Consider the following 25612-nt stretch of genomic DNA (forward strand, 5'->3'; position numbering starts at 1 on the left):
TAAAGGAACTGCGATGAAAATACCAGCGGGAACAGAAGGAACATTACAAAAAAATACCGTTCACCTGTGAACGGTTTGTGAAAATGGGGTTTAAGTTCTCCGCTTCAATAAACCGATAATGACGACAAACGGGATGCAAAGCAGCGGTATAGCCTCGGCAGCCGTTCGTGATCCGTTAAACAATAAGGCATCCATTCCCGGATCATGGACAAGCATTCCTCCCGCGGCATAACCAAGAAGCCCGGCGCCAATATACACAAGCGGAGGAAATTTGTGCAATAGAGTGCCCAGAATCTGGCTCCCCCAAATGATCATCGGAATGCTAAGCGCGATCCCAAGCAGAATAAGCACCGTATCCCCGTCCGCTACCGCCGCTATCGCCAGGACATTATCAAGACTCATAATAAAATCCGCCATGACGATTGTGCGTACCGCCTGGGACAACGATTTGGATTTTTTGCGGGGCATATGCAGATCGCCCTCGCCCTCCTGTCCGGCATCCGCGAGGAGCTTTGCCGCGATATACAGCAACAACAGCGATCCAATAGCCTGCAAATAAGGAATCTGAAGCAAAGAAATGGCAGCCAGCGTCAGCAGGCATCGCAGCCCGACGGCAGCAAGCGCCCCCCACCATACCGCCCTTTTGCGCTCCTTTGGAGGCAGCTGTTGGCTGGCCATTGCAATAACGACGGCATTATCTCCGCTTAATAACAGGTTAATCAGGACAATTTGAAGAAAAGTCAGCACACTATCCATTTTGCGTTCGCCCCCTCTCTTACCACCTGTATGAGAAACGGACAAGTTTTATGAAGGGATGTCCAAAAAAATTTTTGAATCCTCCCCCGTCCTTCGTGCGTAGTAAATGAAGTCTTTCGAGACAATTGGGATTTTTGTCGGAAGGGAGGGTCACGAATAATGGATGTATTTACAGTAGATTTTTGGCTGGCACTGCTCAATATTGTCTTTATCGATCTCATTCTGGCAGGCGACAACGCCATTGTTATCGGTATGGCCGCCCGCAACTTGCCGCAGCATCAGCAGAAGAAAGCCGTCCTGTGGGGTACGGTAGGCGCAATCGGCATCCGGATCATCGCTACCGTCGCCGTGGTGCGGCTGCTCGGTTTGCCTTGGCTCCATCTGGCAGGCGGTCTCCTGCTTTTATGGATTGCATATAAGCTGCTTGTACAGGAAGACGATAAGCACGGCGATATCAAAGCCGGCAATACGCTTTGGCAGTCGATTCAGACCATCATTATCGCCGATGCGGCAATGGGAATCGATAACGTCATCGCAGTCGCAGGCGCCTCGCACGGCAACACGCTGCTTGTCATTTTGGGTCTCCTGATCAGCGTACCGGTTATCGTCTGGGGCTCCACGCTCTTCATTAAGCTGATCAACAAATTTACATGGATTATTTATCTGGGTTCCGGTGTACTCGGTTATACAGCAGCCAAGATGATTACCCATGAAAAAGCGTTCGAGGATTTCTTCAAGGACAACCCCGCTTTTTATTGGTCCTTTGTCATTCTCATCATTGCGCTGATTATCGCTGCGGGATTGTTGACGAACAACCGCAGAAAACATGCTGTACAAGAAAAAAGCAGAGAAACCGTCTAAACGGGTTCTCTGCTTTTTTATTATTTTAGAACCAGCGGTCTTCCCCAGCCGGTTCCTCCTCGGGCTGCGCTTCCGGTGTCAGCTCTATGACCTCCGTACGCTCCACAGCCTCAAGCAGCATTTGCTCCAGCTCCGAAATATAAGATTCCGCCCGCTCCACAACGTTCAGGTTCGGATTCGTGGTTGGCGATTTCGGCAGGAACAACGTACAGCAGTCCTCGTAAGGAAGGATGGAGGTTTCGAAAGTTCCGATCCGCACCGCTTCGTTAATAATTTCCTGCTTGTCCATCATGATAAGCGGCTTCAGCAATGGCAGTACCGTTGCCCGTCCGATTACGTTCATGCTGGACAATGTCTGGCTGGCCACCTGGCCAAGGCTCTCTCCCGTTACGATGCCGCCGGCACCGCTTCTGACAGCCAGCTGCTCGGTAATGCGGAGCATGGCGCGGCGCATCAGCGTAATCATCATGCTGTCCTGCTTGGCTTGTACGAGCCTCGTCTGAATGTCGGTAAAAGGCACCAGGTGGAGCTTCAGCGGCGCTCCCGCATAGTAGGACAGTCTTCTCGCGAGATCAATGACCTTCTCCTTCGCCTTGTCGCTGGTGAACGGGTAGCTGTGGAAATGCACCGCCTCCAGCTCAAGCCCCTTGCGCATGGCCATCCAGCCTGCTACGGGGCTGTCAATGCCGCCCGACAGCAGCAGCATCGCTTTGCCGTTCGAGCCGAACGGGAAACCACCTGCCCCTGGAATAACCGTGTTGTAGACGAAGGTGCCTTCCTCGTAAGTATCAACGCGCAGCTCCACTTCCGGCTTCCTCACGTCTACTTTCAGATCGGCGAAAGCTCGCAGCACATGGGAACCAACCAAGTGGTTCATTTCCTGCGAAGAATGCGCAAACGGCTTCCAGGCGCGCTTCGCGTTTACCTTGAAGGTTGCCGGCTCTTTCTCCAGCCCTTTCATCACTTGCAAGGCTGCAGCTTGGATATTCTCCAGCTCGTTCTCCGACTGGATCACCGGACTGAACGAAATAATGCCGAATACATCCTTCAGACGCTCCGCAATCGGTTCAAACGACTCTCCGTTCAGGGAAATCGTCATCCTGCCGAAAGACTTGGCGTAAGTCAATGCGGCGAAGCTCTTCAGAGCCCGCTTGATCTGCTGCTGCATCCGCTTCTCGAATTGATTGCGGTTGCGTCCCTTCATGACGAGGTCGCCATAACGGACGATTACTTTATCGTAAATCACGTTAAGATTTGCTCCTTTCAAGCGGCTTCAGCTGCGCAACGGTCTTGCTCAGCATGCCAACCAGCTTGTCGATGTCCTGCTCCGTATGCTCGTCTCCAAAGCTGATGCGGATTCCTCCCGCCGCACGCTCGGGTGCTGCTCCCATCGCCAGAAGCACCTTGCTTGGCTTGTTATCCTTCGAGGAGCAGGCCGATTTCGTCGAGATGATGGCACCTTGCTCCTCCATCATGTGGACGATAACTTCCGGCTTCATGCCCGGATAGGAAAAATGCACGATATGCGGCGCCATAACCGCAGCGTCCTCGCTGCCGTTCAGCACAAGCTGCGGAATATCCGCAACCTGCCGGAGCAGCCGCTCGCGCAGCGCATACATCCGGCTGCGGTTCTTCTCTTCGGCCTGCATGCTCATCCGCAGCGCCTTAGCGGAAGCGACAATGCCCGGCACATTTTGCGTGCCAGCCCGCATGCCGCGTTCCTGCGAGCCTCCGGATTGCAGCGGCTGCAACTGAAGCCCTTCCCGCACATAGAGATAACCAACGCCTTTGGGGCCGCGAAGCTTATGCGCCGAACCGCTAAGCAAATCGATTCTCCACTCCTTAAGTTTAACGGGGAGTTTACCGATGCTCTGCACCGCATCCACATGGAACAGGATACGCGGATATTCGGACAGCAGCCGGCCGATCTTCTCAATCGGCTGTATGGATCCTACTTCATTATTGACATGCATGATGCTGATCAATATCGTCTCATCCGTTATAGACGCCTTTAGTTGTTTGAGATCCACATGCCCCGTCGAGCTGACAGGCAAATAGGTTACCCGGAAGCCTTCTTGTTCAAGCTGGCGGAAGGCATCATTGACGGAAGAATGCTCAATCTGGGTCGTAATGAGATGATTGCCCCGGCTGCGGAATTGTCTGGCCGCGCCTTTTACCGCGAGGTTATTGCTTTCCGTTCCGCCCGAAGTGAACAGCCACTCCTCCGGCTTTACGCCGAACTGCTCCGCAAGCACGGAACGGGAACGGGCAATCAGCTTGTCGGCTTCAACTCCCGCACGGTGAATGGAGGAAGGATTGGCGTAATGGGCTTTCATCACTTCCGCGAACGTATCCGCGACCTCCGCGTAAGGCGGGGTGGATGCGCAATGATCGAAATACAGCATATATTCAACACCTTTCCTAAAAAGAGAAAACCTCTACCGGGGCCGTTCCAGAGGAACGGCCGCGTTTAGAGGCAAGTTGTATCTCCAAACCAAGATAACAAATAATATCAATCGGACTAATAGCGGGCTCCAAGCACCTTGCCTATGTACCGCTGCGTTTCCTCAGGAAGCTTGTCCAGATTAGCGAGCAGTTCGCTGTCCGTCGAGATGCCAAGCCGGTCGATCCGGCCGGGACCCGCATTATAAGCGGCTAGGGCTACTTGTTCATTACCGTTGTATTTGCCAAGCAGATAGGATAAATATTTCGAACCGCCATCAATGTTCTGCTGCGGATCGAGGGAATCCGTTACCCCAAGACCGCGGGCAGTCGAATCCATCAGCTGCATAAGTCCTTTCGCCCCAACGGAGGATACCGCGTCGGAATTGAATCCGGACTCCGTACGAATAACCCCTCTGATCAGCTCGGGATCAATGCCGTATTTGGCCGCAGCCTCTGTAATCAGAGCATCATAGTCGGTTGGAGAGGAGCTGCCTGACTGGTCAGTCGCTCCGCTTAATGCGGCACTGTACAAACTAGGCACGCTGGCCAACTTGGCAAGCGAATCCGAAGTCAGCATACTTGGCTCAATACTAGCCGTATCGGCGAAATCGCCGTTCATATATTGAGACAGCAAAAAGTCAAACATGGACGCGCTGCCGTCGCCGCTATTCGCGTCAAGCGGATTAGCCGCCGTTTGGAAATCCAGAGTTGGTGAAAGCTGCAGCTGGAGCAGCTGCTTCAACGTACGAGAGTCGATACTCATGGGGTCCTCCAGTCGAATAAAAAGGGTATAAATGATGTATCGGTTTTTATTGTACATGTTTTTACTTATAACGGCTAGTACTGCGGCTCCCATGCATAGAAAAAGCAGCTCCAACGCATCGGAGCTGCTCTTACCTATAGCTATATTATTTGAAAACTTTCACGCGCTCGTCGATTGGCTGGAATTGCTTCTCGCCCGGCGCTGCAGTTGGAGTACCAAACGGCATTTGAGCAATCAGCTGCCAGCTGGCAGGAATGTCCCAAGTTTGCTTCACTTCTTCGTCGATCAGCGGGTTGTAATGCTGGAGGGAAGCGCCAAGGCCTTGCTCCTCAAGCAAAGTCCATACAACGTATTGAACGATTGCGGAAGAGTGCTGCGACCATTTAGGGAAGTTGTCGGCATAGCTTGGTAACTGGTTTTGAAGGCCTTCAACGACAGTCGTGTCCTCGAAGAACAGGACCGAGCCATAACCTGCCTTGAAGCTGTCAACGCGTTGTTCCGTAGAAGCGAATTGGTCGGCAGGTACAATTTTGCGGAGCGTTTCTTTTACGATGTTCCACAGTTTAGCGTGGTTTTCGCCAAGCAATACAACTGTGCGCGCGCTTTGGGAGTTGAATGCGGACGGCGAATATTTTACCGCATCTTGCACAAGGCTGATGATTTGGTCATCCGAAATTGGCGATTGATTGCTGATAGCATAATAAGTGCGTCTTGCTTTGATAGCCTCAATAAGGGATTTCGAAATAGTAGAAGTATTTGACATTTTTGTCTGCCTCCTAGGTTATTTATAAGTAACTTTCTTTATGTTAGTAACAATACATTACTCCGAAGTCAATGTCAAGCACTTCAACATTTATTTTGTCTAATCCGCTCTCTAATACAAGTGTCAAGATTGGCCATCGAACAGCGCAAAAAGGCCGCTCCAAAAGGAACGGCCTCGTCTGAGCTCTTATTCGGTCACCGTAATCGTAATTGGCGAATACTCTCCGATAACGGTCTGGCCATGAACGGATACGCTGCCTTCCGGCGACAGATCTTTTTCCGTCATAATGCCAAGCGCTACCGTGAACTGGTTGAATTTCACCGGCACGTTACGCTCCCTGCGTACTTCCGTACCGTTTACGTAAAAAACAATCTCGTCATTTTCGCGGTTGTACGTAATTTTGTACGTATTGAACTCGCGAGCCTGAAATTCGGTTGATTCCTTGAATACGCAGAAATATCTTGTCTTGTCCGTCTCCGGTACCGAAACGCCCGGAAATGGCAGAACCGCGTATACGCTTGCGTATTTGTCGTTTCCGGCAAAGAAATCCAGCGCGCCGCCCGTTGTGAAGTCAAGCAGGTTTAACGAAGCGTAACCGTCGTACAGATCGCCGGGCGCCGTGTTCTGCGAACGGGCACGGATCTGAAGCTCGAAGCTGATCTCGCCCTTCTCCGGCACTTCCACCGGCTTCGCCGAATAATACATATGCTTGGCATTATCGAGAATCTGAATCTTGTCATGCTTGCGGCTAAGCGGAGCGCGTACGTACAGAATACCGTTGCGTACGATAACAACCGCATCCGGCTCGCGGTATTGCCAGAACGTGCCGTCCGGCAGCGGGAAGCCGCCAATCGTCCATACTTTTCCTTCGTCAAGGATTGTATCGAAATCCCCAAGCACCCATTGTTTGCTCATCTTCTGTTCCCTCGGCTTTCCTTATGAAATGATGACCGTCTTTTCTTACAAGAGGCCTTGAATGATTAATGCAGCAATCAAAATAACGCCGCAACGGTTAGTCGCCTTAACCGAATTGCCCATCAGCGGCAAGTAAGCGTGGGAAGGATTATGCTCCTTCAGCTTGCCGTACACGGCATACAGCGGTATCGCCGTTACTAATCCAAGCAGCGCGTACCAAGGGAGCGCGCCCGCAAGCACGCAAATAACCAGCGTGACGTAAGCAAGCGCAAGCAGCCATCTGGAGAAGAGCAGCGCTCTTTGTTCTCCCCAAACGACAACCAGCGTCTTTTTGCCGGCCTGCTTGTCCGCCTGCCAGTGCAGGAAATGGTGATTAAATAAAATAAGGGTGGTAAGCAATCCGATCGGAAGCGACAGCAATAACGCTCGGTAATCGAGCTGCGAGGACTGCACATAGTACGCGCCGGCAACGGGCAAAATACCGAACGACAGCAGGATTGCGATTTCGCTATAGCCTTTGCCGCGATAGCCGAAACGAATGGGCGGCGCCACATAGAAGTAAGCAATCAATCCTCCAAGTCCGCCGAATACGATAACCGGCCATCCGCTGATCACCGACAAAATTATGCCGGAAATCGCCGCAATGCCGAACAGCGACCAGGTTACGGCGGCAAACACGCGGATCGACCACGTTCCGTTCGTCAAATAACCGGAGTTTGTCGAGATAACTCCTTCGGCCTGTTTGGCAGCTTCATCCGTTCCGTTGTAGTAGTCCCACAAATCATTGATCATATTCGAGAACAAATGCGCCGCGCCCGAGCCGACAAGCGTGAGCAGGAGCAGCCAAAAATTAAAGTTGCCGTCCCACACAAAAGCACCCAATGCGCCAAGCGCAACGGGAATAAGCATAACCGGAAGGACGCGTATCCGCGAGGCCTTCATAAACTGCTTCATGATGTTTTTCAAAGCTGCAAGTCTCTCCCTTCTTCATCATCCGATCAACCTCATCAAATGTAATTGAAACACTTTGAGCAAGGGACCGTCAACTGAAAGAATAGGGCGAAAGCATCAATTTCTGACAAAAAAAGAGCTTCCCTGGGCGCTTAGCACCCTGGAAAGCCCTATTGCGAATCCTATCCTCTAGCCTGAATCTTCCGGTTAATCAGGTAGGTCATCATATAGACGAGCAGAACGATGACGGCAGCTTCATAAAGCAGCGGTCCCCAAAAATTCGGGACACTGGCCTGCACATGAACGACCTGATCAGGGGAATCGGTTATTTTCACGTTAACGGATTTAAAGAACTGATCCGTGGAGACATTCATGCTGGGGAACAGCTTCGTTTCCACCCATTGAATGGCGAGCTGCAGCCCAACAAAGAGCGCTGCGCCTATCCAGGATCCCTTTTTCCCTCTGAACACCTTCGCCACCGTAATGCTTGAGAAAACAATGAGCACGAACAAGATACAGGAGATCAGCATCGCCCAGAAGCCTCTGTCTGCCAAAATATCGAATACCCGCAAATGCACCGAATCCACGACACTGCCAAGCACGATGAGATGGATTACGCCTACAACCCCAATAACAACCAGGCCCGCGATTCCGAGCAAGAGCGGAGACAGCACCGTATATAAGGCAGGCAACGGGAGAAGCCGGCGGTTAAAATACCTGAGGTTGCGCTCGTAAGTCCTGCATACCGTTACGCAAAGCGAAATCGTTATGGCGAGATAGACAAGAAAGGTCAACACGTAAATCAGGTCCGTATCCAGGTTCTTAACCTCGCCGTACACGGTAACCGCGCCTCCGGTTAATACGAACAAGGCTCCAACGATAAGCAAAAAGCCCGCGTTCCGTTTCCAATCGTATTTAACCAGCTTAAGCAAATTCATCATTCCGCGAACACCTCTTTAAACAGCTCATCCACGCTTTTGCCTTGCGAGAACCGGATCGTCTCCACTTCCTCCTGAAGGACAATGCTTCCGTTCTTGATCAAGATGACCTCGTCGAATATCCGTTCAATGTCCCGTACCAGATGGGTGGATATGATCAAGCAGCTGTCTTCGTTATAATATTTAACGATCGCATCCAATATTTTCTCGCGGGCAACCGGATCCACGCCGCCAATCGGCTCATCCAGCAAATACAGCTTGGCGTTGCGGGACAAAGCCAAGGTCAGCTGCAGCCGTTCGTTCATCCCCTTGGACAGCGTGCTGATCCTGTCCGCAGGCTGCAATTTCATGAACTGCAGCATCTCATCGGCCTTTGCGGCGTCAAAATCCGGATAGAAATCTTTGTAAAAGCTTATCGCGTCCTTCACCCGCATCCAAGACTCCGTCAGCGGCTTATCCGGCATAAAAGAAGTCAAAGCTTTGGTCCGCTGACCGCTTGGTTCCCCGCAGACGAGCAATTGGCCGGAGGATGGCGGCATGAGGCCCGCGGCGATTTTCATCAGGGTGCTTTTGCCGCTGCCGTTGCTGCCGAGCAAGCCTATAATCCTTCCGGGCTGGATTTTGAAAGAAACATTGTCCAGCGCTCGCTTGGCTCCATACGTTTTGGTTACTCCCGATAGCTCCAAGATCGATTCCACGTCTCTTATTCACTCCTGTCAGTACGGCTTACCGCTTTGCCGTCTTTTACGGCATCCTTCACGATGGCCACGATGTCGTCCTTCTCGAAGCCAAGCTCCTTCATCCCCTGCACAAAGCGTTCGAGCAGCTCGCCCGCCATCTCTTTCTTGATTTGCATAATCGTCGACTCCTCACTTGTCACAAATCGGCCAAGTCCTCGTCTTGTCTCTACAATACCTTCCCGCTCCAGCTCCTGAAACGTACGTTGAATCGTATTGGGGTTAATCTGCAGCTCAAGGGCCATATCCCGCACCGATTCGATTTTATCCCCGGGATTTAATCTGCCGGTAATAATCTGCTTCTTCACATAGTTCATAATCTGAATATAAATCGGCATATTGTTGTCAAATACAATTGTCACGGGTCAAGATTCTCCTTTCCATCTGTCGGCCCCAAACGCCTCGCTTAAGCGATGTCGCGCTTCTTGAAAACGGCGAAGCTGACGGATAGGAACAGCGCCATATATACAAGCAGTATAACAATGGAAAAGGCTAGCGTCATCCCCTCAACCGGCACTGCGTCGCTGCGGTAGACCGACAGGTCCGTATTGGCGAACAGCAAATACTTCGTAATCGAATAACGGGACAGCAGCATAACCAGAAGACTGCCGACCATCATGGAGAAAATACCGATGCCGATTGCCGCACCGTTTGATTTTGTCAGAATGCCAATCATAAACGTCAGCGTGACGAACACGATGGAGTAAACGGCCAGGCTCGCTATATTGCCAAGAAAATCCGTCCATGCCGATTCTCCCGATCCGCCGCCGTATACGATATAACCGGCAACAACGGCAAACACGGCTGCGGTTACGACTAACGTCAGCGCGTAAAGCACGGAGACGATATATTTGGATGCTAAAATTTTGTGACGGCTTTGCGCCCGGATCAGGAGAAACTTAATGGTACCGTAGCGGTATTCCTGCGTTACGCTGCCTGCCGCGGCAAGAACGGCAAGAACCGGAACAAGCTGGCCTGCGGCTTGCAGCATAATCGTGCCGGTTGCGAAATCAACCGTTGAATTCAGGCCGTCCGGCGACAATTTATAGAAAGCAAACGCTAAAATCGCGAAAACGACAGCGAGAATGGCATAGGCCACGAAGAACGATTTCTTTTTGCTGAGCTTAAGCCACTCGTTAATTAACAATCCCGAAAAATTACGCAATGCGGTTACCTCCCGTCAGCTTCATAAACTCTTCTTCCAAGGTTGCGCGTACTTCTTCAATCCGGTAGATCGCAACGCCTTCGGCCGCAAGCTTCGCGACAATACCGGGAATTTGGTCATGCAGCAGCTTGATGGTAATCCGGCTCGTGAAGGAGTCGGCTTGCGTTACTTCAACCCCTTCGAGCTGGCCGAGTACTTCTTGCGCTTGCCCCGCGTTTCCTACCTGCATGGAGATGGTGAGCACCTTCTGCTTCGGCGATTCCGTTTCTCCGAGGTGACGGGCCGTTACAAACTTGCCCTCCTGAATGACGATAACGCGGCTGCACATGAGCTCAATCTCGCTGAGCAAATGGCTGGAGACCAGAATCGCAATGCCTTCGGACTCCGCTATCCGCTTCAAATATTCGCGCATCTCCTTGATTCCCGCGGGATCGAGACCGTTTGTCGGCTCATCGAGAATGAGCAGCTTAGGCTCATGGAGCAGCGCTTGCGCGATGCCAAGTCGCTGGCGCATGCCAAGCGAATAGGCTTTTACCTTTTTGCCGAGCGCCTCCTGCATGCCGACCAGCTTCGTAACTTCCTCAATCCGATCGTTGGTTACCCCCTCCGTCATCCTCTGGTATTGCTTCAAGTTGTCGTAGCCCGTCATATACGGGTAGAACTCGGGGTTCTCGATAATTCCTCCGACATGCCTAATCGCCTTCTCGAAGTTCGTCCGGACGCTTTGCCCGCAAATCCGCACATCCCCTTCCGACATTCCGATTAAGCCCACAATCATCCGCATCGTTGTTGTTTTGCCTGCGCCGTTTGGACCAAGCAATCCAACAACCTCTCCCTTTGCGATATCAAAGGATAATCCGTCTACAATCGCTTTGCTGCCGATCTTCTTCGTTAAACCGTCCAATTGAAGCACGATCGACGGATTCGTAATTTTTGCCGTTGTCATAGCGCCTCTCCCTTTTGTATTAGTGTTATAGTTGAATAGTACACTAGATCATTAGTGATGTAAAGAGGTTAAAACGAAAATATCCAATTTTTTACGAAAAATAGTTGTTTGCCTAAAGAGACTGTCCTAGAATAGATAAGCACTAACAACCGCTTTGATTGGAGGTTACGAGGATGAGGCTGTTTCATTTCAGCGAGGAAAGCGTTATTGACGTCTTTGTTCCCAGGGTAAAAGCCAACCGGACCGATATGCCGCCCGTTGTCTGGGCGATTGACGAGGAGCATCAATTCACGTTTTTCTTCCCGAGGGATTGTCCCCGGATCGTCTACACGAGATCGGAAGGATTAACCCCCGAAGAGGAACAAAGATTTTTCGGCACGACAGCCGCAAACATTGTTATTACTGTTGAGACCGGTTGGCATGAACGGATAAGGCAAACAACCTTGTACCGATACGAGCTGTCTCCGGAATCCTTCGAGCTATTCGACGAATACGCCGGTTACTACATATCCAAGGAAACCTTAGCTCCCCTTGCGGTAAAGCCGCTTCCCGATCTGCTTGGTCTCTTGGTAGAGCTTGGCATTGAGCTCCGCTTCACCCCGAATCTTCATCCGCTTAGAGAAGCTATTCAACAATCCTCCCTCCGTGACTATGGCATTCACCGGTTTCAGAATGCGCAAGCCGATACAAGACCTTGAAAAACGACAAAGGCTGTCCTCCCCGGAAGGAGAACAGCCTTTGTCTGTTGCCTATAAGATTGGAATTAAACTTTAAAGATTGCCGCTTTTTCTTTGAGCTCATACGAGGATTGCTGCAAATTTTGCGCCATCCCTTGCAGATTGTCGGAAATGCTATTCTGCTCGACGGACAGATGCCCCATCTGTTCCATCTTGCCATTTACCTCGGAGGAGGTAAGCAAAAGCTTGTCCACCGCGGTCACGATATGCGTGATACCGGTTGTAATTTCATTGATGGCCGTCGAAATCTCGCTGACTTGCTCGGACAACGTATGGCTCTGCTTCTCCAGCCCTTTGAACACGTCGCTTGCCGCTGTGGAGGCCTGCTTGGTGGAGAAGATCACCTCGGCGAAGGCGCCCATGCTCTTGCTGCTTGCCGCTACATCCTCTTGGATCAGGTACATTTCTTTCGAAATGTTTTTGGAGATCTGGTCGGTCTGACCCGACAGCTTGCGGATCTCCTCGGCTACAACCGCGAAGCCCCGTCCATGCTCCCCTGCCCGCGCGGACTCAATCGATGCATTCAGCGACAGCAGATTCGTCTGCGTGTTGACATCCTGGATACTTTCCAGAAACTTCGATACGTTGCTGTAGCGTTCGGTAATGCGGTTAAAAGCTTCCGTTACCTGATTGAATTGCTCAACCGTCTGGTTAACCATCTGGACAACGCCTTCCATATCCACCGAGCCGGTATGGGAGTCGTCTCGCATCTGCTGCATGTCTTTGTTGATATAATCGCTCGACGCCGCAATTTCCTGCGAGCTTGCAGAGATCTGCTCCGTTACCGCCGAGATCGAAGTCGCATCGTCATATTGGGAAAGCAAAACGGTTGTTCCCAGATCGATCTGCCCTTTCACCTGCTCGGATGCCGTACGGTTGCGGGCGATCATATCGCCCATCTGGTTCGACATCTGGAGAACGGTCTGGCTTACGCCTAACGTGGCTTTGATGGTTGCTTTCAGATTATCGCCCATGGACGCCAGCGAACGGTCGATATCGCCAAACTCGTCTTTGCGGTCAAGCGTTAGGTTATATGTAAAATCATTATGCTGATAGGCTTGAATACGTCCCATAATGCCTTGAAGACCAGATCGGATGCTTCTGATCAAACCAATCGTGAACAGGAACGGAATGACGGCCAGAATAAGTACGTTAATCAGGATGATCATATTCGCCGTATCCACGCTTTTCGAGAGAACCTCATCCGTATGCGCCGCATCTACGGTAATCCGGGCGTTGACGTTCTGATTGGCGAACTCCAGCTCATTCAGATAAATATTGACGAGCCTAAGCACTAGCGCCGATTTCATCTCCGCCGTCACATTTTCAAACTGGGTAACATTCGAGCTCTTCAAGTCATTGTAGGCAATCTCGTAGATGTTCGCCTGACCAATGTAGGTCTGCTGCTCCTCTGCCGCAGGGAACATCTTGTCCAGCTTCTCGAATGTTGTCTTCAAATGCTCGATTTGTCCAGGCATATCGGCCAAACGTTCCTTCGGATCGACAACCTCCGCATTCTGGCTGTTATTGTTGTTCTCGATCGAGTTGATCATCATCAGAAGCGTTTGAAGCAGCGAATTAGAGATCCCTTCGTATTCGCGCTGCGCGCTAGTCAATGTATTCGCATTTTTGACGGCATGGGATACCGACAGATTTTGCGTATAGATAAACGCGCCTGCCCCTACGTTAAACAAAGTGATGATACTGGTCAGCAGCAGCAGCCGCACACCGATCTTTCTTCTGCCCTCCACAAGCTGTTTTCTTGCACCTAGCCATTGCAATGCCTTCTTAACCCATTCCTTCATCCTCGTCGTCTCTCCTCGCTGTCACTGAAAAAAGAAAATAAGCTATCCGGCCATGGACGGGCGGATAGCTGTTTAAGGCACTATGTCCTGCGTCCGGCGGTCTGGCAGCCATCGCTTCTATGCAGCATTAGGCCCATAACTTTGCGTCCTTGCCTTTCGGCAAGTTTGCCTTTTTCAGTTTAATTACGCTATTTTCGACACAAGGACTAGTTTAGGATATATATACCTATTTGTAAACAAAAAATGGCTCAATTCCCAACACTGCGACTTTAGCCTCATCTCTCTTTGAATCGCTCTTCGAAGAAGTTATAATAGAATTCAAATAAAGACAGAGACGGGAGTAATAGACGATGGAATTCCGGTTGGATCTGATTGACGATAAAGTAGAATTTTTTGAAGCTAGCGATCTGCGCACGCTGGAGCTGAAGATCGAGCAGCAGATCGAGAACAATAAAGCGCTTCTTCTGCAGGTTCATCATGTTCAGCATCAAGCTGCATTTAACGCCAATACGGGTAAAATGCTATACAGCGCCGTTGTTCATTTCAAGGCTAAAAAGCTCTAGAAAATCCTCTCAAAAAAAGTCTTGCATAATCCGTACAAGCTGTGGCATAATACGTTTTGTGCCCGACACAAACAATATGCCGGTGTAGCTCAGTTGGTAGAGCAACTGACTTGTAATCAGTAGGTCGTGGGTTCGACTCCTATCGCCGGCACCATTCTTTTCCGGGACGTAGCTCAGCTTGGTAGAGCACCTGGTTTGGGACCAGGGGGTCGCATGTTCAAATCGTGTCGTCCCGACCATAGAGCAAACACGGAAGCTTGATAGGTATCAGGCTTTTTTTGTTTTTCTTCTATTATATACGTTCGAATACATCCTTTAACGCCTGAATGATAAATGCCACATCCTCATCCGTAGAAGACAACGGCGGACTGATCGTAAGCACATTATTGTAGCCTGCGACGGTATCGCCGTTTTTGCCTATAATAAGCCCTTTCGCTTTACACTCCCCTATGATCCGGACCACGCCAGACAGCGGATAAGGATCCTTCGTCTGTTTATCGCTGACCAATTCAATGCCGATCAGAAAGCCAAAGCTGCGAATATCTCCGACTATCGGATGCTCTTTCAACTGAGATAATCCCTCGAAAAGCCGTTCGCCAAGCGTTGCCGACCGTTCAACCAGCTGTTCCCGCTCCAGAATCTCGAGATTCGCCAGCGCAAGGGCGCAAGCGGCCGGCGCGCCGCCAAACGTATTCAGATGACGGAAATGGCTGTACATGTCTTTCCCTTTGAAGGATTCGTAAATGTCTTTGCGTACCGCCGTCGCCGACAATGGCAGATACCCGCTCGTTAATCCTTTCGCCATCGTAACGATATCCGGCTTGATGCCGTAATTCATATGGCCAAACTTGCGGCCCGAACGGCCAAAGCCGCAAATCACTTCGTCGATAATAAGCAGCACGCCATACTTTGTGCAGATATCCCGAACCTTTTCGAGATAAATAGGCTCAGGCACAAGGACTCCCCCGCCGGTAATCGCAGGTTCCATAATGACTGCCGCGATCGTCTCCTGCCCTTCCCATATAATCGTCTCTTCAATCGCCTGGGCGCATTGCAAATTAAACTGCTCGACCGTTATCCCTTCCGGACGCCGGTAGCTGTCCGGCGGACGGACATGAAGGAAGCCTCCGGCAAGCGGTTCATACTTATATTTGCGCTGGGCTTGCCCGGTTGCGGCTAGAGCTCCCATCGAATTGCCATGGTATGCCCGGTATCGGGAAATAAACTTGTACCGGCTTGGGGCACCGGATTGCTCATGATATTGCCTTGCTATCTTGAAGGCTACTTCATTCGCGTCCGACCCGCTATTCGAATAAAAGATGACATAATCATCCTCCAGCCATTCATTCAGCTTTTCCGCCAAGCGGATCGCCGGTTCGTGGCTTTGCGTCAGAGGATAGTAGGACATGGCTTTAAGCTGTTCATAAGCCGCGCGCGCCAGCTCCTCCCGGCCGTACCCCACATTCACGCACCAGAGACCGGACATCCCGTCCAAATACCGGTTACCCCGGCTATCCGTAATCCACGAGCCTTGTCCTTCCTTAACGACCATCGGAGGTGCCTGCTCGTTATACGGCGTCATGGCATGCCATACATATTTACGGTCCTTGGCAATCAGATCCGAATCATCCTGGTTCGTTGACATCTCTATACACTCCTCTCCCAAATCCTGCGGTTCATTCACTTACATTTATGTCTAGTATAGGGGTGAATATTACCGTTTACATTAGACAGAATGTCACGAAGTACAGGGGCTTTTTCAACCTGAACGTTACATAAAACCGGAGCAGACCCGGGCTGCTCCGGCTAGGATGCCGCAGATTTTGGCCGACCTTAACGCTGCGGCGTATCCTTAAGCCCCGAAATGATACAAGCTCTGGTCTCACGCAGTCGCAATTCCGCGCCATGGGGAGTTTGCGGCTCGCTCCAGGAGAAGCCGTCTCCCTTGTATCTAGGAATCAGGTGCATATGATAATGCGTCAGATCGTTGAAGATACCGCCATTCTGGCAGATGCTAATCCCGTCCGGACGAAAGACTTCCTTCAAGGCTACGGACAGCTTCTGAGAAGCCGCCATAATGGCTTGAGCCGTCTCCCAATCAAGTTCATCTACATCAAGATAATGCTGCTTAGGCAAAATTAAGAGATGCCCTTCGTTAAACGGCGCAATGTCCAGCACGCAGGTCGCATACTCATTTTCGTAAACGATATGTAGATCCGGTTCCAATCCGTTTGCAATGCGGCAGCCTAGACAATCCATAAGGCTAGACGTTCCTTTCCAGATTAATGACGAAGTCGGGTTTCGTAACGTAATCCATATAAGTGACCGTGCCGTTAAAATCCAAATAAACCTGATACCTGGTCCGAATCGCCGGGGAATGGATCAAGTCAAGCACCTCCTCCTTCCGTACCCAGCGTACCTCCGAGGTTTCTTCGGAAGTTCGCAAAGAACCTCCTGCCGGGCGGCATATAAAATCCAGCATCAGCTTGGTCGGCACATCGGTTACCCCATCATGCCATTTGTACATGCAAGTATTCGAGTATACGCCGATCATTTGCAAGACCACGCATGTGATCCCGCTTTCTTCCTCTATTTCACGCCTAAGAGCATCGGTCAGATTCTCCCCGACTTCCACCTGACCGCCGGGAAACACCCATCCGTCATGCTGGGTTTTCACAAGCAGGACATCTCCGCGCTCATTCTCCACTATACCGCCAACAGCCACAATATGAGTCGGCATCGCCATACGTTTTTCCTCCCCTCAGCTTGTGCGACGAACGATAAAAGTAAGCCAATTTCCCCGGTATTCGATGGACTTCCCGTATTTGATTTCTTGAACGGCCTGGGGAATCACCCGCTCCAACACAATCTCCCAACCGTTATAACATTTTCTCAAGAGATGAAAAGCATCGTCTGTCGACAGGTTTAATTCTATTAATCCTTCCGCCACTATGCCGGTACTATGATCGAGCTCTTCGGTCTGCGTACTCATTAAGATTGCATGAATGCCGCGGGATCTTGTTCCTTCTATCATTCGGTCAATGACGGTTCGAAAAGCATCTACCGAGGAAACATGTTCTAGCGAAGAGCAAGCAATGATATAGTCATAGGATTGCGCCGGAATCCGGTAATGCTCAATATCTGCAATTACGGCTTCAAGATGATTTTGAACCTCGTATTTTTCCGCGTTTTCCCGTAATATCTCGATAGCAGAAGGAAGGAGATCAACGGCCGTTACCTTGCCGTTGCTCGCTTTGATCGCTTGCGCAATGGGAATCGCATTTCGCCCAACACCGCTGCCAAGATCCAATACTCGCATCTGATTCGGATCCAGCAAGACGAAGGTGTCCATAATGGCTTTTACAGGTTTAGAGATCCAAGTTCCGGGAGCAAACAACTCATGCTCCGCATAAAACTTCTCATGGTACTTCATTTCTTCGGTTCTTGCTTGGAGAAATCTCGATTCCAAAGTAGATTCGCCTCTCTCTTTCTCTTAATTTCTTCATTCTCCCTATATTTCCCATAAAAAGCAACTCATTTCTCAATTACGCCACGCTCATTTCTGGCTTTGTCATCCAGCAAACGGTACAAATAATAGATCCCTCGCAGCTGTTCGCGAATGGTTGTATTCAAGTATTCGAGGGATTCCCGTGCTATACGGAGTGCATGCTCCGTATGGTCATGGTCAAGCTCCTGAATGACTTGGCGGATGACTTCAAGCGGTAAATTCGCAGCCCGCAATGTACCAATAATCCTAATCTTGCGGACCTCTGCGGAATGAAAAATGCGATATCCGCTTCCTTCATCTCGGGTTAGCTGAATTAGCCCAGCCTTTTCCCAGTGACGGATCGCAGAAGCTGGAATGGAGGTTTCGCTGGATACTTCGCCGATGGTCCAGTTCTTTTTGGAGGGCCGGATTTCAAGATTATTCAGCCCCGCTGTCTCCAGAACTTGTACCGTTTGCTCCGCCATTTTCTTCTTTCGATTCAATTCCGCCTGACTCTCATTCACCGTCCACATTGCTTTATCCCATTCCCGCTCGAGAAGCAGCTTCGTCACTTTAACGGTTGTTTCCATGCCAAAGCCAATACGCATTGCCCGGATACATTCAAAATAAACGACATGCTCTTCTGTATATATCCGATATCCATTAGACGCCCGTTCAACAGGAGGAATAATCCCCCACTCTTCATAATGACGAAGGGCATTTGTGCTGATACCGAGCCTGTTAGCTATTTCCGAAGGCTTAAACGGCATGTTCCTCACCTCATCAAGATTCAACTAAAACCTTAAAGCTGCACTTCAATGTATTGCATCTTGCACTCCATTGATTCTAAGGGGTTTCTCAACACAACCTTAACTATTGCATCCATGTTATACAATTCAATTGTTAATCGCAATATAGCAGGAGGAGATGCAATGGATCTTACAATCGCTGAAACGTTTTTCCGTATTTCAACCGCCGGGTCGGAAGCCCCGCTCTATTCTACGGCAGCAACAGAATTGCTTGATAGGAATCAGATGGCGGACTTATTGACGAGATACGGCACAGAGGAAAAGGCAACCGGCCCTGAGCTAGCCGCATCTTTTCTTGGAATGGGCATCTATGGACTGATAGCCGTCAAGCATATGGTTCTTTCGCAATATAACCGTGTGCTGGATTTATCTCTCCATCATTTAAATGTCCAATATGAGAAAACCCCGGATGGCCGTGTACAGTTTGTGTTTAAGCTCGGAGAGGTGAGATGGGCGGAGTTGCCTCAGGTTGGACGTGAGGAAGCAATCATTGAGGAATGGAAGAAATACTTTCAGGAAGAGATAAATCCGATTATTGAAGCAACTGCCGCCGCTGCAGGCGTTAGAACGGATTTGATCTGGAACCAGTATGGCTCGACAGGAGCTTTTACAATGGAATATGCGGACTCGATGTTCGAAGGAGAGGTATTGCAAAGATTTAGGGATGACTTCATGACTCTAAGCAGCTTGCCCGGCTCCGTCTTCAACCATAGAAAGAACCCTTTTCAACATACGCCAAGATACAGGGACAACCCTTATTTGCCTGGTCAAAAAACGATGATTCGTTCAGCTTGCTGTATGTACGATAAGCGCGAGGGCGGGAGTAAGTGTTTTTATTGTCCTGTGATGGCGGAAGCAAAAAAGGGATAGCCACGGCTATCCCTATCCCAAAACAAATTACTTCGCCATAACGTATTCATTTATGAAATCATTCCGGAATTTTCCATCCGGGTCGCATTCCAGCATCAATTCACGGAATTCCGGCAGCTTCTCAAACAGCGATTGGATTCGCTCCGCCGGCATCGTGAACACTTTGCCCCAATGCGGTCTTGCGTTAAACTTCTCCAGCTTGGCTTCGATAAGCGGCAGCACCTGCTTGACGGCTTCCCAGTCCGGTTTCCAGGTAAAATGGAAGCCCACGGTGTCCTGCTTATAACTTGGACTTAACCATAACCGATCGGCAGCAATGGTACGAATCTCGGATATAAACAGCAGCGGGGAGATCTGCTCGCCAAGCTCGCTGATTGCGCAAATCGCTTCATAGGCATGCTCACGGGCCACAAAATATTCCGTTTGCAGCTCTTCGCCGGCGCTTGGCGTGAAATCCATGCGGAAATGCGGCAGTCGTTCATGCCATGGACCAGGCACGCCAAACTGCTCGCTGCAGTTTTCGGCCGTTTGCTCCGGTACCGGATGGCGCTTCGCTTCCGCGAGGCTGGCCCCGTAAAATTCCGCTTGCACTTCCCCTGCCGCGCCCTCTTGGACCAGTCTCTTTTGCCACACTTGATTAATAGAAGAGCCCTTCCAATCCGTAAATAGACTAACGCTATAGGCACTGGAGTAAATGGCATCAAAGTTATTCTCAACCTGTGCCAGCGGAAGAAGATCATAGACATATTGACTAATCTCAAAAGATGGCTGAATGTCTAGCGTAATAGCTGTTACAACGCCTAAAGCTCCTAAGCCAACAACGGCTCCATGAAACTTCCCGTCCTCGTCATCCCGGGTAAATACGGCGATTGTTCCGTCCGCTTTTACGATTTCAAGGGCATAAACAGCCGTTGCCAGGTTACCGTTCCGGTCACCGGAGCCATGAGTTGCCGTTGCGATAGCGCCCGCTATCGTAATATGAGGCAGAGAAGCCAGATTATGGAGCGCGTAACCTTCCTGATGCAAATATTCGCCCAGGTCCCCGTAACGAATGCCGCCTTCTACTTTTACGCGGTTATTTACCTTATCCAATTCAAGTACGCGATTCATCTTCTGAAGCGACACCAGGCTTGCATGCGAATCCGCGATTCCGTTAAAGGAATGTCTCGAACCCAGCACTCTCAGCTTGCCGTTTCGCACAACAATCTCCTGCACTTGTTCCACATTCTCGGGATAGAGATATTCCAAGGCATTATACGTGTAATTGCCCGCCCAATTTTTCTCTTTTGCCACAACCTGCACTCTCCAGTCATTCAAGATGATAAAGCCTATCTTATAGTCATTAACCGCCCGTTCTCCTTTTCCTGCTCCGGAAAAAAATAAAATAACCGGCCCCATAGAGACCGGTTACCTCTTTACAGCATGAACTCCTTCATTTCGCCGCGCTCTAACACCGCTTCGAATTCGTCATCGTCCATCTGATTTATTTCATCGATACGCGCAATTAGCAGCTTACCCGCTTCAAGGAGCTCCGGCCGATATTCAAAAATCCGCTTTATCTCTTCGGTTAGCCTTGCCGCAGTCCACTCTGTTGGCGTTTCCGTCTCTGTCACTTGATCAATCGTCCATTCACGGCTCTGAAAGCTGTAGCTAAGCCTTGCGCTAATGGTCTCTTCCAAGCCTTCCAGCTGCATAACCAAAGTATTGTCCAGCATCTGCAGGCCCTGAGGCAATGCATGATATTCGAACCCCTTCTCTATTAACGAAGAAATACGGATCAATCCAATCGACTCCCCCCATAAAACTCGTCAATATGATATCAAATATTCGCGAAAAATCAACAAAATTCGTCAAAAAAAGCTGCCTCTATTCATTAGAGACAGCCTCTTGTTCACTCCGCGCAATACATGAAACCTATAGCCCCGGGGCCGGTATGAGTCGTAATAACCGAAGTTGCCGGGCGAATACGGACTGGCGTTGCCGTAATCCGGCTAATCTCTTCCCGAAGCCGCTCGGCTAAGGAAAGATTATCGGCATGCGAGATTCCGATCTCGGTTATCTCTTTGCCTTCGGTATCGCTCTTGAAACGTTCCGTTAAGCTCTTAATAATCTGGGATGAAGTCCGGACCTTGGTAATCGGCGTATATACGCCTTCCTGCAGCATCGCAATCGGCTTAATGCTGAGCACCGAGCTGATCCAGCCCTTTGCTTTGCCGATACGGCCGCCTTTTACCAGATTTTCCAATGTGTCTACAACCACTAATAATGATGTGTTTTCTAACATACTCTTTAATCTCGTTATGATTTGCTGGACCGTGTGTCCTTCTCTAGCAAGCTTAGCCGCTTCGATGACTTGAAACCCAAGCGCTTGGGAGATCATTTGAGAGTCAATAACGATAACATGGCTTGCGGACATCTCGGCAGCGGCGCTGGCCGACGCAAAGGTACCGCTTAGACCGCTTGTCATATGAATGGAAATAATGGTGTCGCCATTCTTGCCGAGCCGGTCGTACGTATCGAGAAATACGCCAACGGCGGGCTGCGAGGTTTTCGGGAGCTCGGAGGCTATTTTCATTTTTTGAATAAAATCAAGCGGAAAAATCGTTACGTTATCTTCGTACGTCTCCCCGTCAACATACACCGACAGAGGAATGACCTCCACTTCATGCTGGTCGAGCAGTTCCTTGGGTAAATCCGTTGTGGAATCGGTAACAATCCTGATGCCGGGCATAAATACCTCCTATGATAATTCATATTTCGTAAGCATGCTTATTAAGAATAAACTTGTGAACAATACGTAAAGCTATGAAAATGGTTTCAATATTTTATAATGGAATATAAAGGGAAAAAGAAACAACCCAGCTAAGCCAGCCGGGTTGTTCTTTTCCTGCCTATGGATCACCAGTTATTTCCGGAACCCGTTACGGTAAAGCTGCTTGACGTATTGGAAAACTTGCCGGATGGCGCGCCGTTTACCGTATTATTGTTAAAGACGGAGCTGCCGGTTGCGGTTCCACGAATATACACCCCGTAAGTTCCTGAATTGGAAATCGTGTTTGAAGCATACGTGACCGAAATGCTTGGAGCCGGTTCTTCAATAAAAATACCGCTGTAGATGCTGTCCTGAATGGTATTGCCGGATACGGCAACCGTCAGATTTTGGGCTTTGCCCGTATTATTCAGCCAATACGCCCAGATTGCGCCGATTTGATAGCCGTAATCTTTATGATAGGAGCCCGTCCGAATCAGTACGTTATCTTGCACGGTCAGCGTTCCCGTCATCGAAGGAGGATTAAAATTGGTTCCAAACGAAATGCCAGAACCGTTAACTACCGTATCGGTCAGCAGATTGCCGATCACCTTGTTGTCTTTGCCGCCGTAAATGGCAATGTTGTTCGCGAGAGTAGGAATTTGAACCGTATTGTAGCTGAACGTATTGTTCGTATCCAAGTAAGTATCGGACCACATCGCCAGTCCGTCGTCACCGCTGTTGCGGACCGAGTTATTCGTCACCGTTGTATTGGATGTCCCGTAATGAAGATTCAGTCCGTCCGCCCATACGTCACGGATTCTGGAATTCGAGATTGTTGCGTTATTCGTCTGGTTGGTCAGCCAGAAGCCCGCCTTCGCGTGCTCAATCCATAGATTCGTCAGAGTGGAATTCGTTCCGTTGCCTTCCACGCCGGATACGCCGTTGTAATCATCGCGGATGAGATCGTTCGCGCTGATTTTGAAGTCGGAAATCGTAACGTTGCCCCCGCGCAGATACAGCCCCGCATAGTTGCCGGACAAAGTCGAATACCAGATGCCAGCGCCTTTCATCGAGACGCCGCTGTCGAGATACAGTCTGGTACCGCTGCCGTCATAACCCGCGCCTTTATTCCCGTTATTCAAGTTAAAAGTACCCGAGGGAATCCATACGCCTTTATAGGCTCCGCCGGAGTTTTTCACCGCATTGATGGCATTGTTGAAGGCTGTTGTATCATCGGCACCGTCATTGGCCACGGCGCCGTAACTGGTGACGGATACGAAATTGGAAGGCATCGTGAGCGCAGCCGGAATGGCTTCCGTTTCGATCAGATCGATAGTCACATTGGCCGTGGAGCTGAAGTTCAGGTTAGATGCATTCCGCTGCAGCTTGATAACCGTACCTGCCGGGTACTCCTGATCCAGCACAACCGATACTTCGTCATACAGATGATGCGGCGTTGTTGGCGTGGCATTTGGGTTATTCGACCAGCGGATCTCCCCGCCTTCCGTTCCCCAAGCCCCGTAGTTCCAGCTGTATTTGGAAGTCAGATTGATATCTTTGAATAATGTACCTCCAATGTACATGCTGATGGCCGAGTCAATGCCGGTTCCTGCCGCGTTATCAGGAATGGAATAACGGATCGTTACGCCTTTTGCAGCCTTCGCTAATGTAAACTGCACGAATTGGCCAGCTGTTGCAAGCTGTACGGCTTTCCGGCCGGAAGCTTCCGAAGCAAGACTGCCAAAGTTCGTATTCGGCCCAATAACCGTTCCCGTATACGTCACCGACTCCGCTTCGTACGTATCATAAGGCATTGTTGCCCCATATGTTCCGGATGGCGGAGGAGTTACCGGAGGCGTCTCTACAATCGCTACATCGATTTTGTCGATATTCACATTGCCGGTGTCGATTGTATCGTACTTGTACATGATGGTGTTGTTGCCGGCATTTAAGGTGACCGTATCGGCTTTTGTGCTCCAGGTATCCCAGTTTGCGGTTGCCGGAAGGGAAGTTTGCAATGCTTTTGTTCCGTTCGCATAGAGACTAAGCGTTTGCGCTGCCGTTGAACCGTTTGCATATTTTAACGTAACCGTATAGCTGCCTGCCGCTGCCACGTTTACATTAAAGGTTGCCGAAGCATTGCCTTTATTGGTGTCAATAAATCCTCCAACAAAGCCGGTCCCACTGTAACCCGCGTGATCCGTTGCAACGGATGCACCGCCGGACAATACGGCCGCCTCTGCTTCATAGGTTCCCGCCGGAGAAGTTGGCGGAGTTACGGTACCCCCGCTCCCATATACCTCAAGCTCTGAGACCTGCCCGCCTGTAGAACCGGAGTTCCCGGTAAAGCTTACCCGGATATATCTGGCTGACGTCGTTGAAAAAGAAAGCGTAACCATATTGCCGGAAGACGGGTTAAACGTATACGTATTGGAAGCTGCCACGGTAGTAAAGGTATTATTATCGGTGCTTGCCGCGATGGATAAAGTCTGCGTTCTCGTTCCCCAGGAAGCCGGAAGCTTGAGGACAACGGAGTTTACGCTTTGCGCGCTTCCAAGGTCCACTGTAAGGGTGTTTGGATACGAGTTAGCCGCGCCTTCGTAATAAGTGGAGGTATTTCCGTCCACGGCATTGGTTGCCGCGAACCCGGAGTAATTATTGTTCGTTGCAATCGGCTTGCTCAGTGCCAAGTTCGTTCCTGATGGCGTTGTGCCAGAGGAAGTATCGCTGACGACAATATTATCCAAATTCACATTGCCGGAATCAGCGGTATCGAATTTATACGTGATTGTATTGCTGCCCGAATTCAAGGATACCGTCTCGGTTTGAGTTGACCAGCTGTTCCAGTCCGCCGTTGCCGGAAGCGAGATTTGCTTCAGCTTCGTGCCGTTAACGTACAAGCTTAATGTTTTCGCCGAGCCTGTTCCGTTGGAATATCTTAACGCTGTGGTGTAGCTGCCTGCCGCACTTGCACTTACTGCAAAAGCGGTTGCTGCATTGCCTTTATTCACATCCGTATATCCTCCAACAAAGCCGGAACCGGTATAACCTGTATGGTCGGTCGCAACAACCACACCGCCGGAGCGGGCTGCCGATTCCGCTTCGTAGGTCGCTGATGCTGCGGATACAACCGCGGAGTAAGGCAACTGAAGAACCAATAAAGCCAGAGTGAGTACATAAATCGACAGCCTGCTGCTTCTTGTCTTTCTGGGCATAAGAATACCTCCAATAGTTTAGGGTATGAACCGTTAACGAACGCTTCCTCCTCCCCTGTAGGCTGACTCCATAAGCCATTGTAGAAATCTCCTCCCGTCCCGGACTACCACGCCAGTGACTTCTAAGGTAAAAA

26 protein-coding genes, 2 tRNA genes and 1 riboswitch are annotated in these 25612 nt (G+C 50.2%); of the genes, 6 read left to right on the forward strand and 22 right to left on the reverse strand.

What is annotated here, in order from left to right; translation table 11 throughout:
* Nucleotides 1–90 precede the first annotated feature (90 nt).
* The gene (locus CFI03_RS14750; RefSeq protein WP_127498545.1) at nt 91–756 is read right to left on the reverse strand and encodes a TerC family protein; all 666 of its coding nucleotides are present in this window, start codon (nt 754–756) and stop codon (nt 91–93) included.
* Between the two features lie 159 nt (nt 757–915).
* On the opposite strand from CFI03_RS14750, the gene CFI03_RS14755 reads away from it, so the two are divergent.
* Nucleotides 916–1617 carry a TerC family protein gene (locus CFI03_RS14755; protein WP_248757784.1) on the forward strand — a complete coding sequence of 234 codons (702 nt, stop codon included), beginning with the start codon at nt 916–918 and terminating at the stop codon, nt 1615–1617.
* Between the two features lie 25 nt (nt 1618–1642).
* Here the strand turns inward: CFI03_RS14755 and thiI are convergent, their stop codons facing one another.
* The 11 genes from thiI to CFI03_RS14810 form a co-directional block, all read right to left on the reverse strand.
* Complete coding sequence (gene thiI / locus CFI03_RS14760) at nt 1643–2863, reverse strand: tRNA uracil 4-sulfurtransferase ThiI (protein WP_248757785.1); 1221 nt, start codon at nt 2861–2863, stop codon at nt 1643–1645.
* A 1-nt stretch (nt 2864) separates the two neighbouring features.
* Entirely contained in the window at nt 2865–4022 is a 1158-nt protein-coding gene (locus CFI03_RS14765; RefSeq protein ID WP_248757786.1) for a cysteine desulfurase family protein, read from the reverse strand.
* Between the two features lie 116 nt (nt 4023–4138).
* Nucleotides 4139–4825 carry a lytic transglycosylase domain-containing protein gene (locus tag CFI03_RS14770; protein ID WP_248757787.1) on the reverse strand — a complete coding sequence of 229 codons (687 nt, stop codon included), beginning with the start codon at nt 4823–4825 and terminating at the stop codon, nt 4139–4141.
* A gap of 145 nt (nt 4826–4970) precedes the next feature.
* A complete protein-coding gene (locus CFI03_RS14775) occupies nt 4971–5570 on the reverse strand; it encodes a nitroreductase family protein (protein ID WP_481857685.1) in 600 nt (199 codons plus the stop codon).
* A gap of 204 nt (nt 5571–5774) precedes the next feature.
* Entirely contained in the window at nt 5775–6503 is a 729-nt protein-coding gene (locus CFI03_RS14780; protein WP_127498556.1) for a DUF6081 family protein, read from the reverse strand.
* 45 nt (nt 6504–6548) lie between these two features.
* Entirely contained in the window at nt 6549–7457 is a 909-nt protein-coding gene (locus tag CFI03_RS14785) for a UbiA family prenyltransferase (protein ID WP_481857686.1), read from the reverse strand.
* Between the two features lie 179 nt (nt 7458–7636).
* Nucleotides 7637–8395: a hypothetical protein gene (locus tag CFI03_RS14790; protein WP_248757790.1), complete on the reverse strand. Its 759-nt coding sequence runs from the start codon at nt 8393–8395 to the stop codon at nt 7637–7639.
* Complete coding sequence (locus CFI03_RS14795) at nt 8392–9090, reverse strand: ABC transporter ATP-binding protein (RefSeq protein WP_127498561.1); 699 nt, start codon at nt 9088–9090, stop codon at nt 8392–8394. The genes CFI03_RS14790 and CFI03_RS14795 overlap by 4 nt, the downstream gene beginning before the upstream one ends.
* A gap of 5 nt (nt 9091–9095) precedes the next feature.
* Nucleotides 9096–9491, reverse strand: a complete 396-nt coding sequence (locus CFI03_RS14800; protein ID WP_248757791.1) for a GntR family transcriptional regulator — start codon at nt 9489–9491, stop codon at nt 9096–9098.
* A gap of 44 nt (nt 9492–9535) precedes the next feature.
* On the reverse strand, nt 9536–10294 hold the full coding sequence (locus CFI03_RS14805) for a DUF2705 family protein (protein WP_248757792.1): 759 nt from the start codon (nt 10292–10294) through the stop codon (nt 9536–9538).
* On the reverse strand, nt 10287–11240 hold the full coding sequence (locus tag CFI03_RS14810; RefSeq protein WP_248757793.1) for an ABC transporter ATP-binding protein: 954 nt from the start codon (nt 11238–11240) through the stop codon (nt 10287–10289). The genes CFI03_RS14805 and CFI03_RS14810 overlap by 8 nt, the downstream gene beginning before the upstream one ends.
* Nucleotides 11241–11413: 173 nt before the next feature.
* Between CFI03_RS14810 and CFI03_RS14815 the strand changes: the two genes are divergently transcribed.
* Nucleotides 11414–11938, forward strand: a complete 525-nt coding sequence (locus tag CFI03_RS14815; RefSeq protein ID WP_248757794.1) for a DUF6886 family protein — start codon at nt 11414–11416, stop codon at nt 11936–11938.
* Nucleotides 11939–12003: 65 nt separating this feature from the next.
* Here the strand turns inward: CFI03_RS14815 and CFI03_RS14820 are convergent, their stop codons facing one another.
* Nucleotides 12004–13782: a methyl-accepting chemotaxis protein gene (locus CFI03_RS14820; protein ID WP_248757795.1), complete on the reverse strand. Its 1779-nt coding sequence runs from the start codon at nt 13780–13782 to the stop codon at nt 12004–12006.
* A gap of 92 nt (nt 13783–13874) precedes the next feature.
* Nucleotides 13875–13962, reverse strand: a riboswitch (cyclic di-GMP riboswitch).
* A 170-nt stretch (nt 13963–14132) separates the two neighbouring features.
* Here CFI03_RS14820 and CFI03_RS14825 point away from each other — a divergent pair.
* From CFI03_RS14825 to CFI03_RS14835, 3 genes are all read left to right on the forward strand, one after another.
* Nucleotides 14133–14345, forward strand: coding sequence for a YrzA family protein (locus CFI03_RS14825; protein ID WP_201001518.1), 213 nt, complete (start codon nt 14133–14135; stop codon nt 14343–14345).
* A 78-nt stretch (nt 14346–14423) separates the two neighbouring features.
* Nucleotides 14424–14499 (forward strand) — tRNA-Thr (locus CFI03_RS14830).
* 8 nt (nt 14500–14507) lie between these two features.
* Nucleotides 14508–14584, forward strand: a tRNA-Pro gene (locus tag CFI03_RS14835).
* Nucleotides 14585–14637: 53 nt separating this feature from the next.
* Here the strand turns inward: CFI03_RS14835 and CFI03_RS14840 are convergent.
* The 5 genes from CFI03_RS14840 to CFI03_RS14860 form a co-directional block, all read right to left on the reverse strand.
* Nucleotides 14638–15990 carry an aspartate aminotransferase family protein gene (locus CFI03_RS14840; RefSeq protein WP_248757796.1) on the reverse strand — a complete coding sequence of 451 codons (1353 nt, stop codon included), beginning with the start codon at nt 15988–15990 and terminating at the stop codon, nt 14638–14640.
* A 188-nt stretch (nt 15991–16178) separates the two neighbouring features.
* Nucleotides 16179–16604 carry an HIT family protein gene (locus CFI03_RS14845; protein ID WP_248757797.1) on the reverse strand — a complete coding sequence of 142 codons (426 nt, stop codon included), beginning with the start codon at nt 16602–16604 and terminating at the stop codon, nt 16179–16181.
* A 4-nt stretch (nt 16605–16608) separates the two neighbouring features.
* Nucleotides 16609–17091 (reverse strand): NUDIX hydrolase, encoded by a 483-nt coding sequence (locus tag CFI03_RS14850; RefSeq protein WP_248757798.1) that lies wholly within the window; start codon nt 17089–17091, stop codon nt 16609–16611.
* A gap of 15 nt (nt 17092–17106) precedes the next feature.
* Nucleotides 17107–17814: a class I SAM-dependent methyltransferase gene (locus tag CFI03_RS14855; RefSeq protein WP_248757799.1), complete on the reverse strand. Its 708-nt coding sequence runs from the start codon at nt 17812–17814 to the stop codon at nt 17107–17109.
* A gap of 65 nt (nt 17815–17879) precedes the next feature.
* The gene (locus CFI03_RS14860; protein WP_248757800.1) at nt 17880–18602 is read right to left on the reverse strand and encodes a MerR family transcriptional regulator; all 723 of its coding nucleotides are present in this window, start codon (nt 18600–18602) and stop codon (nt 17880–17882) included.
* Between the two features lie 162 nt (nt 18603–18764).
* Between CFI03_RS14860 and CFI03_RS14865 the strand changes: the two genes are divergently transcribed.
* Nucleotides 18765–19511, forward strand: a complete 747-nt coding sequence (locus CFI03_RS14865) for a hypothetical protein (protein ID WP_248757801.1) — start codon at nt 18765–18767, stop codon at nt 19509–19511.
* A 27-nt stretch (nt 19512–19538) separates the two neighbouring features.
* Here the strand turns inward: CFI03_RS14865 and CFI03_RS14870 are convergent, their stop codons facing one another.
* From CFI03_RS14870 to CFI03_RS14885, 4 genes are all read right to left on the reverse strand, one after another.
* Nucleotides 19539–20909, reverse strand: coding sequence for an FAD-binding protein (locus tag CFI03_RS14870; protein ID WP_248757802.1), 1371 nt, complete (start codon nt 20907–20909; stop codon nt 19539–19541).
* A gap of 17 nt (nt 20910–20926) precedes the next feature.
* The gene (locus CFI03_RS14875) at nt 20927–21292 is read right to left on the reverse strand and encodes a hypothetical protein (protein WP_248757803.1); all 366 of its coding nucleotides are present in this window, start codon (nt 21290–21292) and stop codon (nt 20927–20929) included.
* Nucleotides 21293–21402: 110 nt separating this feature from the next.
* On the reverse strand, nt 21403–22242 hold the full coding sequence (locus tag CFI03_RS14880) for a DegV family protein (protein ID WP_248757804.1): 840 nt from the start codon (nt 22240–22242) through the stop codon (nt 21403–21405).
* 167 nt (nt 22243–22409) lie between these two features.
* Nucleotides 22410–25478 (reverse strand): galactose-binding domain-containing protein, encoded by a 3069-nt coding sequence (locus tag CFI03_RS14885; protein WP_248757805.1) that lies wholly within the window; start codon nt 25476–25478, stop codon nt 22410–22412.
* Nucleotides 25479–25612: the final 134 nt, after the last annotated feature.

The sequence above is a fragment of the Paenibacillus sp. ATY16 genome, assembly GCF_003399985.2.
GTDB lineage: Bacteria > Bacillota > Bacilli > Paenibacillales > Paenibacillaceae > Pristimantibacillus > Pristimantibacillus glycanilyticus.

Coding starts and splice junctions, on each gene's coding strand:
- CFI03_RS14750 (WP_127498545.1), bottom strand. CDS start 756: ATGGATAGTGTGCTGACTTTTCTTCAAATTGTCCTGATTAACCTGTTA.
- CFI03_RS14755 (WP_248757784.1), top strand. CDS start 916: ATGGATGTATTTACAGTAGATTTTTGGCTGGCACTGCTCAATATTGTC.
- CFI03_RS14765 (WP_248757786.1), bottom strand. CDS start 4,022: ATGCTGTATTTCGATCATTGCGCATCCACCCCGCCTTACGCGGAGGTC.
- CFI03_RS14770 (WP_248757787.1), bottom strand. CDS start 4,825: ATGAGTATCGACTCTCGTACGTTGAAGCAGCTGCTCCAGCTGCAGCTT.
- CFI03_RS14780 (WP_127498556.1), bottom strand. CDS start 6,503: ATGAGCAAACAATGGGTGCTTGGGGATTTCGATACAATCCTTGACGAA.
- CFI03_RS14785 (WP_481857686.1), bottom strand. CDS start 7,457: ATGAAGCAGTTTATGAAGGCCTCGCGGATACGCGTCCTTCCGGTTATG.
- CFI03_RS14790 (WP_248757790.1), bottom strand. CDS start 8,395: ATGATGAATTTGCTTAAGCTGGTTAAATACGATTGGAAACGGAACGCG.
- CFI03_RS14810 (WP_248757793.1), bottom strand. CDS start 11,240: ATGACAACGGCAAAAATTACGAATCCGTCGATCGTGCTTCAATTGGAC.
- CFI03_RS14815 (WP_248757794.1), top strand. CDS start 11,414: ATGAGGCTGTTTCATTTCAGCGAGGAAAGCGTTATTGACGTCTTTGTT.
- CFI03_RS14820 (WP_248757795.1), bottom strand. CDS start 13,782: ATGAAGGAATGGGTTAAGAAGGCATTGCAATGGCTAGGTGCAAGAAAA.
- CFI03_RS14825 (WP_201001518.1), top strand. CDS start 14,133: ATGGAATTCCGGTTGGATCTGATTGACGATAAAGTAGAATTTTTTGAA.
- CFI03_RS14840 (WP_248757796.1), bottom strand. CDS start 15,990: ATGTCAACGAACCAGGATGATTCGGATCTGATTGCCAAGGACCGTAAA.
- CFI03_RS14845 (WP_248757797.1), bottom strand. CDS start 16,604: ATGGATTGTCTAGGCTGCCGCATTGCAAACGGATTGGAACCGGATCTA.
- CFI03_RS14850 (WP_248757798.1), bottom strand. CDS start 17,091: ATGGCGATGCCGACTCATATTGTGGCTGTTGGCGGTATAGTGGAGAAT.
- CFI03_RS14860 (WP_248757800.1), bottom strand. CDS start 18,602: ATGCCGTTTAAGCCTTCGGAAATAGCTAACAGGCTCGGTATCAGCACA.
- CFI03_RS14865 (WP_248757801.1), top strand. CDS start 18,765: ATGGATCTTACAATCGCTGAAACGTTTTTCCGTATTTCAACCGCCGGG.
- CFI03_RS14870 (WP_248757802.1), bottom strand. CDS start 20,909: ATGGGGCCGGTTATTTTATTTTTTTCCGGAGCAGGAAAAGGAGAACGG.
- CFI03_RS14880 (WP_248757804.1), bottom strand. CDS start 22,242: ATGCCCGGCATCAGGATTGTTACCGATTCCACAACGGATTTACCCAAG.
- CFI03_RS14885 (WP_248757805.1), bottom strand. CDS start 25,478: ATGCCCAGAAAGACAAGAAGCAGCAGGCTGTCGATTTATGTACTCACT.